Source organism: Amycolatopsis tucumanensis (assembly GCF_021654135.1).
In the GTDB taxonomy this organism is placed as follows: domain Bacteria; phylum Actinomycetota; class Actinomycetes; order Mycobacteriales; family Pseudonocardiaceae; genus Amycolatopsis_E; species Amycolatopsis_E tucumanensis.
In genome coordinates this window covers 127,326-143,153 of sequence record NZ_JAKGSD010000007.1, presented here as the reverse complement: position 1 = coordinate 143,153, position 15,828 = coordinate 127,326, and the positions used below count along the sequence as shown (strand labels likewise).

The 15,828-nt window shown below is 72.3% G+C and carries 17 protein-coding genes; 7 read left to right on the top strand and 10 right to left on the bottom strand.

The annotated features are described in order from the left end of the window. Positions 1–19: 19 nt before the first annotated feature. Positions 20–604: a DedA family protein gene (locus tag L2C96_RS10500; protein WP_020421754.1), complete on the top strand. Its 585-nt coding sequence runs from the start codon at positions 20–22 to the stop codon at positions 602–604. After that, positions 601–2,607 (top strand): phage holin family protein, encoded by a 2,007-nt coding sequence (locus L2C96_RS10495; RefSeq protein ID WP_237336013.1) that lies wholly within the window; start codon positions 601–603, stop codon positions 2,605–2,607. Before L2C96_RS10500 ends, L2C96_RS10495 begins: the two co-directional genes overlap by 4 nt. Before the next feature lie 173 nt (positions 2,608–2,780). On the opposite strand, the gene L2C96_RS10490 is transcribed toward L2C96_RS10495, so the two are convergent. The 3 genes from L2C96_RS10490 to L2C96_RS10480 form a co-directional block, all read right to left on the bottom strand. Next, positions 2,781–3,554 carry a 2-keto-4-pentenoate hydratase gene (locus L2C96_RS10490; RefSeq protein WP_237336012.1) on the bottom strand — a complete coding sequence of 258 codons (774 nt, stop codon included), beginning with the start codon at positions 3,552–3,554 and terminating at the stop codon, positions 2,781–2,783. Beyond that, positions 3,551–4,348, bottom strand: coding sequence for a 2-keto-4-pentenoate hydratase (locus tag L2C96_RS10485; protein WP_027936411.1), 798 nt, complete (start codon positions 4,346–4,348; stop codon positions 3,551–3,553). The genes L2C96_RS10490 and L2C96_RS10485 overlap by 4 nt, the downstream gene beginning before the upstream one ends. 63 nt (positions 4,349–4,411) lie before the next feature. Continuing rightward, the gene (locus tag L2C96_RS10480) at positions 4,412–4,954 is read right to left on the bottom strand and encodes a TetR/AcrR family transcriptional regulator (protein ID WP_237336011.1); all 543 of its coding nucleotides are present in this window, start codon (positions 4,952–4,954) and stop codon (positions 4,412–4,414) included. 67 nt (positions 4,955–5,021) lie between these two features. Between L2C96_RS10480 and L2C96_RS10475 the strand changes: the two genes are divergently transcribed. Together L2C96_RS10475 and L2C96_RS10470 are read left to right on the top strand one after the other, a co-directional pair. After that, entirely contained in the window at positions 5,022–5,780 is a 759-nt protein-coding gene (locus L2C96_RS10475) for an ABC transporter ATP-binding protein (RefSeq protein WP_237336010.1), read from the top strand. A gap of 1 nt (position 5,781) precedes the next feature. After that, positions 5,782–7,101 (top strand): FtsX-like permease family protein, encoded by a 1,320-nt coding sequence (locus L2C96_RS10470; RefSeq protein WP_237336009.1) that lies wholly within the window; start codon positions 5,782–5,784, stop codon positions 7,099–7,101. A gap of 39 nt (positions 7,102–7,140) precedes the next feature. On the opposite strand, the gene L2C96_RS10465 is transcribed toward L2C96_RS10470, so the two are convergent. The 5 genes from L2C96_RS10465 to L2C96_RS10445 are packed head-to-tail and all read right to left on the bottom strand — an operon-like array spanning position 7,141 to position 11,969. Further along, positions 7,141–8,391: an ABC transporter substrate-binding protein gene (locus L2C96_RS10465; RefSeq protein WP_020421747.1), complete on the bottom strand. Its 1,251-nt coding sequence runs from the start codon at positions 8,389–8,391 to the stop codon at positions 7,141–7,143. Further along, positions 8,388–9,527, bottom strand: coding sequence for a branched-chain amino acid ABC transporter permease (locus L2C96_RS10460; protein ID WP_020421746.1), 1,140 nt, complete (start codon positions 9,525–9,527; stop codon positions 8,388–8,390). Before L2C96_RS10460 ends, L2C96_RS10465 begins: the two co-directional genes overlap by 4 nt. A 7-nt stretch (positions 9,528–9,534) precedes the next feature. Further along, positions 9,535–10,413 (bottom strand): branched-chain amino acid ABC transporter permease, encoded by an 879-nt coding sequence (locus L2C96_RS10455; RefSeq protein ID WP_020421745.1) that lies wholly within the window; start codon positions 10,411–10,413, stop codon positions 9,535–9,537. Beyond that, positions 10,414–11,184: an ABC transporter ATP-binding protein gene (locus tag L2C96_RS10450; protein WP_020421744.1), complete on the bottom strand. Its 771-nt coding sequence runs from the start codon at positions 11,182–11,184 to the stop codon at positions 10,414–10,416. Next, positions 11,181–11,969 (bottom strand): ABC transporter ATP-binding protein, encoded by a 789-nt coding sequence (locus tag L2C96_RS10445; protein WP_237336008.1) that lies wholly within the window; start codon positions 11,967–11,969, stop codon positions 11,181–11,183. The genes L2C96_RS10450 and L2C96_RS10445 overlap by 4 nt, the downstream gene beginning before the upstream one ends. 158 nt (positions 11,970–12,127) lie before the next feature. Here L2C96_RS10445 and L2C96_RS10440 point away from each other — a divergent pair, with 158 nt between their 5' ends. Both L2C96_RS10440 and L2C96_RS10435 read left to right on the top strand, forming a co-directional pair. Continuing rightward, a complete protein-coding gene (locus tag L2C96_RS10440) occupies positions 12,128–13,315 on the top strand; it encodes a GAF domain-containing sensor histidine kinase (protein ID WP_272882324.1) in 1,188 nt (395 codons plus the stop codon). After that, positions 13,312–13,932, top strand: coding sequence for a response regulator (locus L2C96_RS10435; protein ID WP_020421741.1), 621 nt, complete (start codon positions 13,312–13,314; stop codon positions 13,930–13,932). Before L2C96_RS10440 ends, L2C96_RS10435 begins: the two co-directional genes overlap by 4 nt. On the opposite strand, the gene L2C96_RS10430 is transcribed toward L2C96_RS10435, so the two are convergent. Next, positions 13,933–14,205, bottom strand: a complete 273-nt coding sequence (locus tag L2C96_RS10430) for a helix-turn-helix domain-containing protein (RefSeq protein WP_237336007.1) — start codon at positions 14,203–14,205, stop codon at positions 13,933–13,935. A gap of 59 nt (positions 14,206–14,264) precedes the next feature. Between L2C96_RS10430 and L2C96_RS45310 the strand changes: the two genes are divergently transcribed. After that, a complete protein-coding gene (locus L2C96_RS45310; protein WP_372491195.1) occupies positions 14,265–14,933 on the top strand; it encodes an alpha/beta fold hydrolase in 669 nt (222 codons plus the stop codon). Here L2C96_RS45310 and L2C96_RS10425 read toward each other — a convergent pair. Continuing rightward, positions 14,893–15,822, bottom strand: coding sequence for an aminoglycoside phosphotransferase family protein (locus L2C96_RS10425; protein ID WP_237336006.1), 930 nt, complete (start codon positions 15,820–15,822; stop codon positions 14,893–14,895). The two genes, L2C96_RS45310 and L2C96_RS10425, sit on opposite strands and share 41 nt — an antisense overlap. Positions 15,823–15,828 lie beyond the last annotated feature (6 nt).

Here is a 15,828-nt window from a genome sequence, read left to right as displayed (position 1 = left end):
CGCGTGATGGGGTGGCTGGGTGAACTGGACCGACCTCTCCAGCGTCGGCTATCCGACCCTCTTCCTGGGCGTCCTCGTCGGCTCGATCGTGCCGATCGTCCCGACCGGGGCCGTCGTCGGTGCGGCGGCCGCGATCGCCATGACCACCGGGCACCTGTCGTTGCCCTTGGTGCTGCTGCTGGCCGCCGCGGGGGCGATGGTGGGTGACGTCGTGACCTTCGCGGTCGCGCGGCTGGGCAGCGACGCGGCGGTCCGCTGGCTGGCGCGCGGGCAGAAGCCGGAACGCCTCGTCGCGGCGCGCCGGCGGTTCGCGCGGCAGGGGTGGCAGCTCGTGGTCGTCGGGCGGTTGCTGCCTGCCGGGCGCATCCCCGTGCTGCTCGCCGCGGGCGCGATCGCCTACCCGTGGCGGAGGCTGTTGCCCGCCACGGCCGTGGCGTGCGTGCTGTGGGCGGTCGCGTACGCGTTGCTCGGCGTGCTCAGCGGCGGCCTGTTCGACTCGCCGCTCGTCGCGACGTTGCTGGCCGCCGTGCTGGTACTGCTGGTGACCGGGGTGATCAACCTGGTGGCGAAGCGCCGCAGGGAAAGGGTGGGGAACCGGGGATGACAACGGCGGAGAGGGGCCGGCTGTTCCGGCGTGGACGGTCGCTCGCGCGGTTCGCCCTGGTGTGGCTGACCACGTCGCTCGCGCTCGTCGGCATGGACGACCTGCTCGACGGCTTCGCGATGCCGAACTGGTGGCAGCCGCTGGTGTGCGGCCTGCTGCTGAGCCTGCTGACCGCCGTGGTGTGGCCGCAGGTGCTGCGGGTCGCGTTGCCGCTGGCGCTGTTCACGCTCGGCATCGGCAGCTTCCTCGTGCTCGGCGCGGGCGCGGTGGCGGCGTTCGCGGTCGTGCCGGGGGTCGAGGTCAACGGGCTGCGCACCGGGTTCCTCGTCGTGGTCGGGGTGTCCGCGGTCAGCGGCGTGGTGTCGAGCGTGCTGGCCATCGACGAGGACGAGGTGTTCTTCCGCCGCGCCCGCCGCCGGTCGCGCCGCTGCCCGGACCCCGGACCGGACCTCCCGCCCGGGCTGATCTTCCTGCAGGTCGACGGCCTCGGGTACGACGTCGTGCGCCGCGCGGTGCGGGACGGCGACATGCCGACCCTGGCTCGCTGGCTCGCCGAGGACAGCCATGCGCTGGTGCGCTGGCAGACCGACTGGAGCTCGCAGACCGGCGCGAGCGTGTGCGGCATCCTGCACGGCTCCAACCACGACATCCTCGGGTTCCGGTGGTACGAAAAGGACCGCGACCACGTGATGGCGTGCGCCCACCCGCGCGACGCGGCCGAGATCGAGCGGCGGCACTCGAACGGCCGCGGCCTGCTCGCCGTCGACGGCGCCAGCCACGGCAACCTCTTCACCGGCGACGCGCCGCACGTCAGCCTCACCATGAGCGCCGTGTCCGTGCTGCTGCCCAGAGGCCTGCGCCGACGTCGCGCGGACCGGGTCGGCGCGGGTTACTACGCCTACTTCGCCAACCCGGTGAACGCGTTGCGCACGTTGGGTTCCGCACTGGTCGACATCGTCCGCGAGGTCTCGGCGTCGGCGCGGCAGCGGCGGGCGGGCGTCGTGCCGCGGGTGCCGCGCGGCGGGATCTACCCGATCGCCCGGACCGGCACCACGGTCATCTCCCGGGACGTCGTGGTGTCCGCGGTGCTGGAGGACATGCTCAACGGCCGCCCGGTGGTCTACGCGGACTTCCTCGGCTACGACGAGGTCGCCCACCACTCCGGCATCGAACGGTTCGACACGCTCGCCGTGCTGCGGGCGATCGACCAGCAGATCGGGCGGCTGCACCGCGCGTCCCGGCTCGGACCGCGGCCGTACCACCTGGTGGTGCTGTCCGACCACGGGCAGACGCAGGGGTGGGCGTTCGCGCACCGGTTCGGCGAGTCGCTGGAGGAGCTCGTCGGGCGGCTGTGCGGCGGGCCGGCCCCGGAAGCGGTTTCCGGGGGCCCGGTCGCCACGCGCCTGCGGGAGCGGGTGACCGGGGCGCGGCGCATCGAGCACCGGCCACGGGAGGACGAGCGGCACGAGGTGACGCGCGTGGCGCCCGGCGTGGTCGTCGTGGTGTCCGGGCACGTCGGGATGGTGTCGTTCACCGAGCACGAAGGCAGGGTCTCGCTGGAGACGATCGAGCGCGAGTACCCGGAGCTGCTGCCCGCGCTGGTCGACCACCCGGGGATCGGGTTCATGCTGGTGCGCAGCGACGTCCACGGCCCGGTCGTGCTCGGCCGCGACGGGGTCCACCGGCTGGCGTCCGGCGAGGTGCTCGGGGAGGACCCGCTGGCGCTGTACGGGGAACACGCCCCGGACCTGATCCGGCGCGTGGACACCTTCCCGCACTGCGCCGACATCATGATCAACAGCCGGTGGGACCCGGAGACCGGGGAGGCCTCACCGTTCGAGATCCACGTCGGCTCACACGGCGGGCTCGGTGGGGAGCAGGAGCGCGGGTTCCTCATCCACCCCAAGGAGTTCGAGCCGCCGGGCGAGCTGGTGGGGGCCGAGTCGCTGCACCGGTTGTTCCGGGTGTGGCTGACGAAGCTGGGGCATCCCGAGCCCGAGTAGCCCCTTCCGAACCCGATCTTTCAGTGTTCGGTCGCCGAGACACCGCGTCAAGCCGGGAAAGCGTGCCTTGACCCGGTGGCTCGGCAACCGATTTGGCTGGGGATCGGGTTGCGGGAGGGGAGTGGTTCGGAGGGTGAGGGGCTTTCGTTGCCGGGCGGCGGTTTTGTGGTTGGTCAGCCGGCCAGGGTGATTGAGCCCAGGCTTGTGAAGTGTGCGGCGATGCGGGCGCCCGATGAGATCGGCACAGCGTCGGTCAGGCCGCCGGTCAGCACGATCCACCCCTCCTCCAACGCCAGGCCCCGTTCCGCCAGTGCGTTGGCTGCCAGCGCGAGCGCCTCGCCGGGGTGACCGAGCACCGCGGCGCCGGTCGCGCTGTCCACGATCGCTCCGTCGGCCTCCAGCAGGCACGCCTCCAGCGTCAGGTCCAGCCCGGCGGGCGCGACCCCCACCGAGCCGACCCGGAAGACGCTCGACGAGGCGTTGTCGGCGATGGTGTCTGGCGCGGCGAACCGGAAGTCGGCGTACCGCGAGTCGATCACCTCGATCCCGCCGTACACCCGGTCCACCGCCGCCATCGCGGTGGCCGCCGTGACGCCGGGGCCCGCCAGGCGCGCGCCCAGCACGAACACGATCTCCGGCTCGGCCCGCGGGTGGATCAGCTTCGGCAGCGGGTCCGCGGCGGGCAGCACCATGGCGTCGGTCAGCCAGGCCATCACCGGGCGGTCCACGCCCATGCGCTCCTGCTTCGCCTTCGACGTCAGGCCCAGCTTCAGCCCGATCAGCTTTTCGCCGCGCGCGAGCCGCAACCGCAACGCCTCGTCCTGCACCGCATACGCCGTGCGCACGTCCAGGCCGGGCCACTCCTCGGTGATCGGGCCGCGCGCCGTTCCCGCGTCCTCCGCCGCCAGCAGCACCCGCGCCGCCTCGGCGATGCTCCACCCGGTCACGCGTCCTCCTTCGACCCGAACACAGCCGTCACGCTGCCCAGCCCCGCCACCGTCGACACCACGGTGTCGCCGGGGCGCAGCGGGATCGCCTTCGTCATCGACCCGGGCAGCACCACGTGCCCCGGCTCCAGGTCGATCCCCAGCGGGCCGACGGTGTTCGCCAGCCACACCAGCGCGTTCAGCGGCGATCCGAGCACCGCGCCGCCCGCCCCGGTCGCCACCAGCTCACCGCCCGAGTGCAGGGTGCAGCCGGCCAGGCGCAGGTCCACCGAGGACAGTGCGGTCGGCCTGCTGCCCAGCACCACCCCGCCGGAAGAGGCGTTGTCGGCGATGGTGTCGACGATCGAGATGCGCCAGTCCTCGATGCGCGAGTCCACGATCTCCAGCGCGGGCACCACGAAGTCGACGGCGCGCACCGCGTCGGCCACCGTCACCCCGGGCCCGGAGAGCTTCCGCCCGAGCACGAACGCGATCTCCGGCTCGATGCGCGGCTGCAGGAAGCTGCCGACCGGGATCGGCTGGTGCTCCAGGTGGAACATGGTGCCGGTGAGGTGCCCGTAGTCGGGCTGGTCGACGCCCATCTGACGCTGCATCGCGGCCGAGGCCAGGCCCACCTTGTGGCCCTTGATCTCGTCGCCGCCCTCGGTCCACACACGCACCTGGTCGAGCTGGATCCGGTAGGCGTCCTCGACGGTCGCGCCCGGGTAGGTCTCGATCAGGGGCGCGATGGGCTTGCCCGCCGCATAGGCCTGCAGCAGGAGGTCGGCCGCCTCCCGCACCGCTGTCGCATCCATGGCCTGAACTCTCGTGGCCACCCCCGCGGATCGCAACCACCGCGTCCCGCTGGGCGGCACGCGTCAGACCCGCGCGCTCTGGTCCGCCGCGACGATCTCGGCCGCGTTCGGGGCGTTGTCCGGATCGGTGAGCCACTGCAGCGCGACCCCGACCAGCAGCGAGTAGTAGTGCGAGCCGACGATCCGCACCCGGTCCGGGTCCGCGTCCGGCCCCAGCCCGGCGAACGCCTGCGCCAGCGCCGCGCGGGCGGCCTGCTGGCCACGCGCGTTCATGTCGCGGATCTTCTCGTCGTGCTGCAGGTAGGCGACACCCTCGAAGTTCACGAACCACAGCTGCCGGTTCGCCTGGATCGACTCGATGATCCGGCCCCAGCGCGCCTCGTTCGTGTCGCCCTCGCCGAGCGCCTGGAACAGCAGCTCGCCCCACTCGGCGTTCAGGTCGTTCAGCGCCCGCGTGAGCAGGCCCTCCTTCGACCCGAAGTGGTAGTTGATCGACGCCAGGTTCGCGCCGGAAGCGGCGGCCAGGTCACGCGCGGTGGTGCGCGCGTAGCCGGCCCGGAGGAGGCATTCCCGCGCCGCGATCAGCAAGTTCTCCCGGTGTCCCATGTGTGCTACCGTATCATATAAACGTTCGTTTAAAACGTTCGTTCAAGGGTTGGAGAAGGGATCTGACATGGGGACTCCTGCTGTGCGCATCCGGGGCTTGCGCTGCAGATTCGAGGGGGAAGCGGGGCCGGTCGACGCTCTGCGTGGCATCGACCTGGACGTGCCGAGGGGCTCGTTCACGGCGATCATGGGCCCGTCGGGCTCGGGCAAGACCACGTTGCTGCACTGCGCGGCCGGGCTGCGGACGCCGACCGCGGGCACGGCCGAGCTCGACGGCGTTAGCCTCGCCGGGCTCGACGAGACCAAGCTGGCCGAGTTGCGCCGCAGGCGCGTCGGCTTCGTGTTCCAGGCGTTCAACCTGCTGCCGGCGTTGACCGCGAAGGAGAACGTCGAACTGCCGCTGCGGCTGGACGGGCGCAAGCCCGACCCGCGCCGGACCGACGCCCTGCTCGAGCGCGTCGGGCTGGGCAACCGCGGCACCCACCGGCCGGACCAGCTCTCCGGCGGCCAGAAGCAGCGCGTCGCGGTGGCGCGCGCGTTGATCACCGACCCGGAGGTCGTCTTCGCCGACGAGCCGACCGGCGCGCTGGACATCCGCAGCGCCCGCGAGGTCCTGAGCCTGCTGCGCGCGCTCGCCGACCAGGGCCAGACGATCATCATGGTGACGCACGACCCGGTCGCGGCGTCCTTTTCGGACCGGGTGCTGTTCCTGGCCGACGGCCTGATCGTCGACCAGATGGCCCGCCCCGCGGCGGCCGCGGTCGCCAACCGCATGGCGACCCTGATCGAGTCGGCCGAGCGGGCCGCCGCGATGGGGGTGAACTGACGTGGTGAGCCTCGCCCTGCGGCTGTTCCGCCACCACCGCGGTGCGGCGATCGCCACCGGCCTGATCGCGTTGATCGGGATGGCGCTGGTGTCGACGATGACCACGCTGCTCGCCACCGGGCTCGCGGACGGCACGGCCGGGGCGGACCGGTCGTTCCTGACCCAGTTCCCGATGATCATGGGCGGCTGGGTGGTGGCGATCGTCGTCTTCGCGATGGTGTCGACGATCGGCGTGACGCTCGGCGGCCGCGCCGCGGAGATCGGCGGGCTGCGCCTGATCGGGGCGACGCCGCGGCAGATCCAGGTGATGGTCTCGGCGGAGACGCTCGCCGTCTCGGCGGTCGCCGCGCTGCCCGGTCTGCTGCTGGGTTACCTGCTCGGCTGGATCGTGCTGGCCGCGGTCCGGTCGTCGGGGTTGGTCGCCGGTTCCACGGCCTACGCGCCGGGTCTGGCGCTGCCGGTCGCCGGGGTCGTCGTCGTGCTGCTCGCGAGCATCGTGGCCGCGTGGATCGGCAGCCGCAGGATCGCCGGGCGGAGTCCGATCGAGGGGCCCGCGCCGGTGCTGAGCAAGCGGTCCCGCCGGTCGCCGCGCCGCATCCTCGCGGCCGTGATGCTGGTCGCGGGGATCGGGTCGTCCTCGGCCGTCCTCGCCATGGACGCGGACGACATCGCGACCACCGCGATGACCGGGCCCGCCACCGTGCTCGTCGCGATCGGGCTCGCGGTGCTCGCGCCGGAGCTGGTCGTTCTGGTGAACCGGGTCCTGAAGGTCCTGTCACCGCGCGGCGCGGCGGGGCACCTGGCGGCCGTCAACCTGTCCGCGGCGCCGGAACGGGTGCGGCCCGCGGTCACCTTCCTGACACTGCTCGTCGGCGTGTCCGCCGGGACGCTCAGCATGCAGGGCATCGAGAACCGGCACTCGGCCGAGGGCAGCACCGCGCAGGTCCTGGCGTCGATCAACTACCTGGTGGTGGTCCTGATCGCGGTGTTCATGGCGATCGCGCTGACCAACAACCTGGTGGCGGCGCTGGGCAGGCGGCAGGAGGAGTTCACGACCATGTCGCTGATCGGGTCGACCTCCGGGCAGACCCGCGGGATGCTGCTGCGGGAGATCGTCGCCGCGACGCTCGTCAGCGTGATCGCGGCCGGCGTCGGCGCGCTGGTGTGCGTCATCCCGTTCGCCGTCGTCAAGACGGGCAGCCCGGCGGCGGCGTTCGCCGCCGGGCCGTACCTGCTGAGCATCGTGCTCGGCGCGGTGATCGCGCTCGGCGTCACCACGGTCGCGGGCAATCGCGTGGTCCGCATGGCCGCCGTGCACTGACCTGGTGGCCCGCCAACGGGGACGGGCCACCAGGCGCGCTCACTTCTGGTGCGGTGCCACGTAGTCCTTGGCGTCCGCGGCCTCGAACAGCGGCTTCACGTACTTGATGCCGCCTTCGACGCCCGCGTCGGGCTGCGCAACGTAGACCTCGCGGGTCGGCGGCGCGCCGGGCTTCGAGAAGTCCAGTGCCGCGACCAGGTCACCGGTGTCGGCGGAGGTCGTCTGCTGCAGCGCGGTGAGGATGCCGTCGCGGGTCAGGTCCTTGTTGTCGCAGGCCTTCCTCAGCACCGCGCCCCACACCTCGGCCACCGCGTAGCCGTAGGGGACACCGGCGTTCGGCGCCTCCGGGAACTTCGCGGCCTTGTACTTCGCCAGCACGTCCTTCGCCTTCGGCACGTCCGCGGCCACCGGCACGCTGCTGGCCACGACGTAGAGCCGGTCCAGCGCGTTCGCGGCCGGGCTGCTCAGCAGCACCGGGTCGAACGTCGGGTTGTTGCCCAGCAGCGGCACGTTCAGCCCGAGCGCCTTGTTCGCCGCCGCCACCGAACCGGTCTGCGCCGGCGTGGTGGTCAGCATGATCGCCTTCACGCCCTCGCCACGCAGACCCGTGACGATGTTGGTCAGGTCGTTGTCCGACGAGGTGATCTTGACTTCGCGCAGGTTCATGCCGTGCTTCTGCGCGTAGTAGCGGGCGCCGCGCAGGCCGTTCGCGCCGTACTCGCCGTCGATGTAGATGTGCCCGACCGTGTCGCCGTCTTTGATCATGCCCTGTTCCTGCAGGTAGGACATGCCGTCGATCATCTCGACGTCGTAGGTGGTGCCGACGATCATCACGTACGGGTTGTCCAGCAGCTCCGACGACCAGGACGCCGGGGTCGCGGTCGTCTTGTCGGACTTGATGTTCTGCTTCAGCGCCGCCATGATCGGCGACCCGACGATCTGGACGAACCCGAGCACCTTCGGCTCCAGCTGCGGGTATAGGGTCTTCGCGGTGTCGGCCTTGTAGGCGTGGTCGACGATCTCCAGCTTGACCTGCCGCCCGCACACGCCGCCTGCCGCGTTGAAGTCGTTGACCCACAACTGGTTGCCGTGCGTGATGCCGATCGAGAGGTTCTTGAACGGGCCCGTCATGTCGGTCATGACGCCGAGGGTGATCTCGTTGGCGGTGACGCCGAGATCGGTCTTGACGCCGGAGGCGTCCGAGCCGGACGATCCCTGATCGCCCGCCTTGGTGCCGCACGCGGCGATGGCCAGCATCGCCGCGAGGACCAGGGAAAGCCGTCGCTTCATCGGGACGTTCCTTCCTTCTTCCGTTCCCTGTGCAGGCCGCCGGTGATCCGGCGCCCGATCGCCGCGAGCCCGCCCGGCTCGAAGAGCACGACGAGGATGATCGCGGCGCCGTAGACGAAGGTGCTGACGAGGATCGGGGTGAACGCGCCCTCGCCGCTCCCGGTGAAGATCCCCAGCTGTGTCGAGTAGAGCGAGAGCACCTGCGGCAGGCCGAACACGATGAGCGCGCCGACCAGCGCGCCCCCGATCGACCCGAGGCCGCCGATGATGACCATCGCCAGGTAGGCGATGGAGACGTTGATGCCGTACGTGCCGAACTCGTTCTCGTCCGGCTTGAGGATGTCGAACCACAGCACGGTCATCACGCCAGCCAGCCCGGCGTAGGCGGAGGACACCGCGAACGCGCCGGCCTTCGCCCGGGCGACGCTGACCCCCATCGCGGCCGCGGAGGCCTCGTGGTCGCGCACCGCGCGCCAGGACCGCCCGACCCGGCTGTTGACCGCGCCGCGCGCCAGCACGAACGCGATCACCGTCAGGGCCAGGTACAGGTACCACATCTTCTCGGCCTGCCGGAACGGCACACCGAGGATCACCAGTCCGCCCGAACTGTCGAAGGTGAACCCGAACAGCTCGAACGGCGCCGGGGTGCGGCCGGTGGACGTGCCGCCGGTCAGCCGCTCCGCCGACTGTCCGAAGTAGAGCCCGATGAACACCAGCGACAGCGACGCCACCCCGAGGTAGATGCCGCGCAGCCGCCCGGACACCGGCGCGAACGCCAGGCCCAGCACGGCGGTGAACGCGACCGCGGCCAGCAGTGACAGCAGCGGGTCCACGCCGAAGCCGATCACCCGGCCGTCCTCGGTGCCGCTCGCCAGCACCGTGTACGTGGTGCCGCCGGCGAGCAGGAAGAACGCGTGCGCCAGCGACAGCTGACCGGCCTGCCCGACCAGCATGGTCAGCCCGATCGCGCCGACCGCGCCGGTCATCATCCACTGGCCGGCCTTGAGCCACTCCGCGCCGAGGTACAGCGGCAGTACCAGCAGCACGGCCAGCAGCACCAGCCAGGCGAGCAGCCGCAGCCAGCGCACCGACTTCGCCGGGGCCTTCGCGGGCGCGTCCGCGACCGTGGCCCGCATCGCCAGCTCAGACACGGGTTATCTCCCTCGTTCCGAACAGCCCGGACGGCCGGAGCACCAGCACCAGCAGCATCACCAGGAACACCGCGCTCTTGGAGAAGTCGAACGAGATGTACTCCGCGGACAGGGCCTCGACGAGCCCCACGACCAGCCCGCCGACGATCGCGCCCGCGGTCGAGTCGAGCCCGCCGAGGATGGCGGCGGGGAACGCGGCGAGCGCGATCGAGTGCGTACCGCGGGACAGGCCAGCGCCGGAGAAGTCCTGGGTGGCCAGGAACAGCACCGCGACCCCGGCGAGCAGGCCGGCCACCAGCCACGCGGTGGCGGTCACCTGGCGGCTGCGGATGCCCATCAACGCGGCCGCCTCGCGGTTCTCCGCCTGGGCGCGCATCGCGACACCCCAGTTGGAGAACTTGAACGCCAGGTAGAACGCGGTGATCAGCACCGCGGCCACGAGCATCGCGACCAGGTGCGTGCGGAACAGCGTGATGCCGGCGACCTGGATCGGCTTGGCGTCCCACGCCTCGCCGAGGAACGGCACGCCGACCCCGAGGCGCCGCACGATCTCCTCGGTCACGATCACGTCGATCCCGATCGTGAGCAGCGCGAGGCTGTTCGGATCGGCCAGCTTCGTGCGGGACAGCAGCAGCCGCTCCACCACCAGTGCCAGCAGCCCGGCGCTGACGATGCCGACCAGCGACGCGCCCACCCAGCCCAGCGATTCGCGCGTGGCGACGACCAGGTAGCCGCCGAACAGCACCAGCGAGCCGTGCGCGAAGTTGATCACCTCGGTGGACTTGAAGATGATCACGAACCCCAGCGCGAGGAGCGCGTAGACCGCGCCCTTGCCGAGGCCGTTCACCGCCAGTTGCAGGAACGTGTCCATCTACGCGGCCTCCGTTCCCAGGTATGCCCGGATGACCTCCGGATCGTTCTGCACTTGGTTCGGCGGGCCGTCGGCGATGCGGCGGCCGAAGTCGAGCACCGTGACCCGGTCCGCGATGCCCATCACCAGGCCCATGTCGTGCTCCACCAGCAGGATCGAGATGCCCAGCTCGTCACGCACGTCGTGGATCGTGGCCGCCAGGTCGGCGGTCTCCGCCGCGTTCATGCCCGCGGCCGGCTCGTCCAGCAGGAGCAGCACCGGTTCCACGGCCAGCGCGCGGGCGATGTCCACGCGCTTGACCTGCCCGTAGGGCAGCGCGGCCACCGGCGTGTGCAGCAGCCTGCCGATGCCGAGGAAGTCGCAGATCTCCTTGGCCCGTTCGGTGTGCTTGCGCTCGGCGCGCACCGTCCACGGCGCGCGCAGGGCGCACTCCAGGAACCCGCCGCGGGTGAGGGCGTGCCTGCCGAGCATCACGTTGTCCAGCACGGTCGATCCGGGCGAGAGCGCCGCGTTCTGGAAGGCCCGGCCGATGCCGAGCTTCGCCATCTTGTGCGGCCGCATGCCGGTGAGCTCCGTGTCGCCGAGCAGCACGCGGCCCTCGGTGGCGCGGTACAGCCCGCTGATCACGTTGAAGCAGCTGGACTTCCCGGCGCCGTTGGGCCCGATGAGGGCGTGCAGCGAGCCGGGCACCACGGTGAAGGAGACGTCGTCCAGCGCGGTCAGCCCGCCGAAGCGGAGCGTGAGGTGCTCGACGCGCAGTTCCGGGATCATCCGGCCCACCTCGACAGGAAGTGCTTGCGCGGCCCGGCGTCGGCCTCGGCGACTTGGGTTTCCGCGTGCCCGCCCAGGTACAGGCGCTGGACGTCCTCGCTGCGGGACAGCTCGTCGGAGCGCCCGGCGAGCGCGACGGTGCCGACCTCCAGCACGACGGCGTGGTCGGCGACGTTCAGCGCCATCACCGCGTTCTGCTCGACCAGCACCACCGAGGTGCCCTGGGCGTGGATCTCGCGGATGATGCCGCTGATCTGCTCGACCACCTTCGGCGCGAGGCCGAGCGACGGTTCGTCGAGCAGCAGCACCTGCGGGGTGGACATCAGCGCCCGTCCGATCGCGAGCATCTGCTGCTCGCCGCCGGAGAGCAGCCCGGCGCGCTGCCGGGCGCGCTCGCCCAGCACCGGGAACAGCTCGTGCACGCGTTTGCGGGCCTTGACCCGCTGCTCCGGCGACACGGCGATGCCGCCGGCGCGCAGGTTCTCGTCGACGGACATGCGGGTGAAGATCTGGCGGCCCTCCGGCACGCCGACCACGCCGAGCCGGACGATGGCCGCCGGGTCGAGCCGGTCGATCCGCGTTTCGCCCAGCCGGACCTCACCGCGTGTGACGACGCCGCGGTGCAGCTTGAGCGTGCCGGAGATCGTCCGGAGCAGGGTGGACTTGCCCGCGCCGTTGCTGCCCAGGACGGCGAGGACCCCGTCGTCGGGGACCGCCAGGTCGACGCCGTGCAGCGCGGCGACCGAGCGGCCGTAGCGGACGTGCAGGTCTCGGACGTTCAACACCGGGGGCGCACACCTCCTCCGATCGCGTGACGGGCGTCACTCTCGGTGGCGGCAATCCTTGATCGGCCCTCGCCGGTCCGACACCCCCACTTGGAGAGGTATGCCGGACTTTTGCCCAACCGTGCCCTCTCCAAGAGGGGATGTCCGGATTGGAGCGGATGTGCGATTGTGGGCGCGTGACCGCAGAGCAGCGCGTCGCCGCGGACCGTGCCGTCGAGCACAGCAACGTGCTCGACGAGCTGCTGCGCGAGCGCGAGGGCCTGCTCGGGACCCTCGACCGGGTGATAGCCCTGCAGGGCACCGCGCACCTCATCCGGGAGTCACTGGGCGTGCACGCCGCGTTCGTGGGTGAGCTGGAGCGGCCCGGCACCGCCGTCATCCGGTGGATGGCCGGCAACCGGACCGACGCGATCCAGAACCTCGTGGTGCCCACCGGCCAGGGCGTCGGCGGCCGGGTGCTGGCGTCCGGCAAGCCGGTGAAGGTGTCGGACTACCTGCGGGCGCCGACGATCACGCACCAGTTCGACGCCCAGGTCGCGGGCGAGGGGCTCGCCGCGTTGCTGACCGTCCCGATCATCAGCCGGGTGCGCGGCAAACCGGAGACGCTGGCCATCGCCTACGCCGCGATGCGGGAGCCCGCCGACTTCGGCGACGACGCGGTGCGGCGGCTGGAGGGCATCGCCGACCAGGCGGCGTTCGCGCTCAAACTGGCCGGCGTCGCCGAGTCCGACCGCGCCGACGCGATCTCCGCCGAGCGGCGCCGGATGCAGAGCGCGCTGCACGATTCGGTCGGGGCGCTGCTGTTCTCGATCGGCGTGCAGGTGCGGAACCTGCACCAGGACGTGGCGGGCGATCCGGTGCTGGAGGGCCGGTTGTGCCGCCTGGAAGGTGACGTGTCGGCGGCCTCCCGGGCGCTGCGCGAGTCGTTGCTGTCGCTGTCGGAGTCCACACCGGAACGGGCGCTGCCGGTCGAGCTGGCCGAGCACTGCCGCTCGTTCGAGGCGCGCTGCGGGCTGCCGGCCCGGTTCGTGCAGCTCGCCCCGGTGCGGCCGCTGGACGCCGAGCGCACCGCGCTGCTGGTGTGCGCGGTGCGGGAGGGGCTGCTCAACGTCGAGAAGCACGCGCGGGCCTGCTCGGTCGTGGTGAGCCTCGGGCCGAGCGGGGGCGGCGTGCAGGTTGTGGTCGCCGACGACGGCACCGGCGAGGACGCCGAGGACTCGCCCGGCACCGGGATGGGCCTGCGCTCGCTGGCGGAGCGGGCCGCGCGGCTGGGCGGGCGGGTGAGCCTCGTCCGCGACGAGGACGGCGGCTGCACCCTGCGGGCCTGGGTGCCCGAAGTGCCATGACGGCGACGGTGCTGGTGGTCGACGACCACCCCGTGGTCCGCGACGGGGTCACCCTGCTGCTGCGGGCCGAGCCGTCGCTGAAGCTGATCGGCAGCGCGGAGTCCGGGCGGGTCGCGCTGCTGCGGGTCGGCGAGTTGCGGCCCGACCTGATCCTGCTCGACCTGCGGCTGCCGGACATGCTCGCGCCGGAGGTGATCGCCGGGCTGCGCCAGGTGCACCCCGCCGGGCGCATCGTGGTGTTCACCGCGCACGGCGACCACCAGGGGCTGCTGGCCGCGCTGGACGCGGGCGCCAACGGGTGCCTGCTCAAGGACGTGGCGGGCACCGACCTGGTGTCCGCGCTGCGGCGGGTGCTGCGCGGGGAGCGCGTGGTCGACCCGCGGATCATGCCGGACCACTCGTCACGCTCGGACGCGCTGGCGCGCAGCGGCCTGACCCGCCGCGAGTACGAGGTGCTGCGGCTGGCCGCGCAGGGGCAGACGAACCCGGAGATCGCGGAGACGACCGGGCTGACGCGGAACACGGTGAAGACGTACCTGCAGTCCGCGCTGCACAAGCTGGGGGCGCGCAACCGTGTGGAGGCGATCGGGAAGGCGTCCGAGGCCGGGCTGCTGTGATCAGGGGGCGCGCGGGGTGGTGCCGGTCAGCCGGCGGTAGAACTTGACGAAGTTCGTCGCCTCGGTGAAGCCGAGCTGGGCGGCCAGCGCGGCGACCGTGGTGTCGGTCGTGGCCAGCCGCCGCCGAGCTTCGAGGACGATCCGCTCGTCGAGGAACCGCTTGGCGCTCATGCCCCTGGCCCGCCGGACCACCCGGTCGATGGTGCGCGCGCTGGCGTGGACCGCCTGCTCGTAGTCGCGCACGTGGTGCCGCCGGGCGTGGTCCGCCTCCACGGCCGCCGACGCTGCCCTCGCTGAGCGCCTCCGCGCGGAAGTCCACGGCGTGCCGCCCGGTGCCGCGGGTGACCAGCCCGGTGACGTGGAAGTCCGGGCGGACCGGCTGGCGGCGCACCGGCCCGCGCAGCACGCCGGTCTCCGGGAACCGCCGCAGCTCGACGGTTCCGCCGCTCGGGACGCCGCACGCGACGCGCTGGGCGTCCTCGACGCGCTTGGACGTGCCCGCCGCGCACCTGGTCGGGCACTCCCAGGGCGGCTTCACCGCGCTACGGGCCGCGTTGCTCGCCGGGGAGCGGGTGGCGAGCTTGACCCTGGTCGACACCGCCGCGGACGCGTTCCCCGGCGCTGGCGCAGATGGCGCAGATCCGGGACGGTTTTGCCGCCGGTTCGGCGGTGCTGGAACTGTTCCTGGGTTCGCGCGCAGTGGAAGCACACTGGCTGCCGCGGTTGGGACGGCAACCGGGCGAGCGGTTGAGCCGTGCGGTGGGTGTGCTGATGGGCGCGGACAGCGTGGCGCGCCGGCTCGGCGAGATCACCGCGCCGGCGCTGGTGGTGCACGACAGCGCGGACTGGCGATCCCGCCGGAGGCCGGGGTGGCTCTCGCCGCCGTGCTGCCGGCCGCCGAGCCGGTCGAGGTCCTGGACGGCGTGGCGCACACCCCGCCGGTCACGCACGCCGCCTTGTTCAGCGCGCTGTTGCAGCGGTTTTTGAAAGCGCACCGCTGACCGGCCACCAGGCGTGAGCCAGCGCCTCCAGCGTCGGTTCCGCCGGTGCCGGCATGTGCTTGAAGTAGGACGCGAGGTTCGAGTAGCGGTGCAGCAGCAGGTAGGCGAGGCAGCGCGCGGGAAAGTCGTCGTCCGGGACGAGGCCGTACCCGTCCAGGAGGGCGCGCAGGTACTCGGGCGAGCCGCGGGTCACGAAGATCCCGATCGCCGCGAACTCGTACTCGGGGGCGCCGCGCATGGCGGGCTCGAAGTCGAACAACCCGGACAGCCGCCACCCGCCGCCGTCGGGGACGGCCAGCACGTGCTCGGCCATCACCTCGGTGTGCAGCAGCACCGGCGACGGCGATCCCAGGTCGGCGGAGTCCAGGAAGGACGGTATCTGCCGGGCCCACACCTGGTCGAGCGCCGGCTGCCGCGTCACCGCCGACGCCGCCTGCTCGGTGACGAACCCGGCCCAGCTGGACGGCCCCAGGTCCGGGACGTCCAGTGCGTGCAGCGCCGCCAGCGCCGCGCCGAGCGCGGGCGCCAGCCGGATCTGCTCGGCGACCGGCACCTCGCCGAGCGGCACGCCGGGCAGGCGGGTCATCAGCAGGTACCGCCAGCCGTCCAGCTCGCCGGTGTCCAGCACGCGCGGCGTCGCGACCGGCAAGCGACCGTCGACGACCCGCAGCACCCGGCTCTCGGTGGCGAAGTCGGCCGGGTAGGCGGGCGGGTAGAGCTTGAGGACCAGCCCGTCGCCACACGCGTAGACCGGCAGCGACCCGGTCGCGAACCGGCTCACCTCGCCGCGGATCCCGAGCCGCCGGGCCAGCGCCTCGACGCCGGTGGCGAGGTCCTGGGGGTTCAGTGCCTCGAACTGCTCTTCGGTCTCCGCCGTCGGTAGTCCCACGCAGCG

Coding starts and splice junctions, on each gene's coding strand:
- L2C96_RS10495 (WP_237336013.1), top strand. CDS start 601: ATGACAACGGCGGAGAGGGGCCGGCTGTTCCGGCGTGGACGGTCGCTC.
- L2C96_RS10485 (WP_027936411.1), bottom strand. CDS start 4,348: ATGGATGCGACAGCGGTGCGGGAGGCGGCCGACCTCCTGCTGCAGGCC.
- L2C96_RS10480 (WP_237336011.1), bottom strand. CDS start 4,954: ATGGGACACCGGGAGAACTTGCTGATCGCGGCGCGGGAATGCCTCCTC.
- L2C96_RS10475 (WP_237336010.1), top strand. CDS start 5,022: ATGGGGACTCCTGCTGTGCGCATCCGGGGCTTGCGCTGCAGATTCGAG.
- L2C96_RS10465 (WP_020421747.1), bottom strand. CDS start 8,391: ATGAAGCGACGGCTTTCCCTGGTCCTCGCGGCGATGCTGGCCATCGCC.
- L2C96_RS10460 (WP_020421746.1), bottom strand. CDS start 9,527: ATGCGGGCCACGGTCGCGGACGCGCCCGCGAAGGCCCCGGCGAAGTCG.
- L2C96_RS10455 (WP_020421745.1), bottom strand. CDS start 10,413: ATGGACACGTTCCTGCAACTGGCGGTGAACGGCCTCGGCAAGGGCGCG.
- L2C96_RS10450 (WP_020421744.1), bottom strand. CDS start 11,184: ATGATCCCGGAACTGCGCGTCGAGCACCTCACGCTCCGCTTCGGCGGG.
- L2C96_RS10440 (WP_272882324.1), top strand. CDS start 12,128: ATGTGCGATTGTGGGCGCGTGACCGCAGAGCAGCGCGTCGCCGCGGAC.
- L2C96_RS10435 (WP_020421741.1), top strand. CDS start 13,312: ATGACGGCGACGGTGCTGGTGGTCGACGACCACCCCGTGGTCCGCGAC.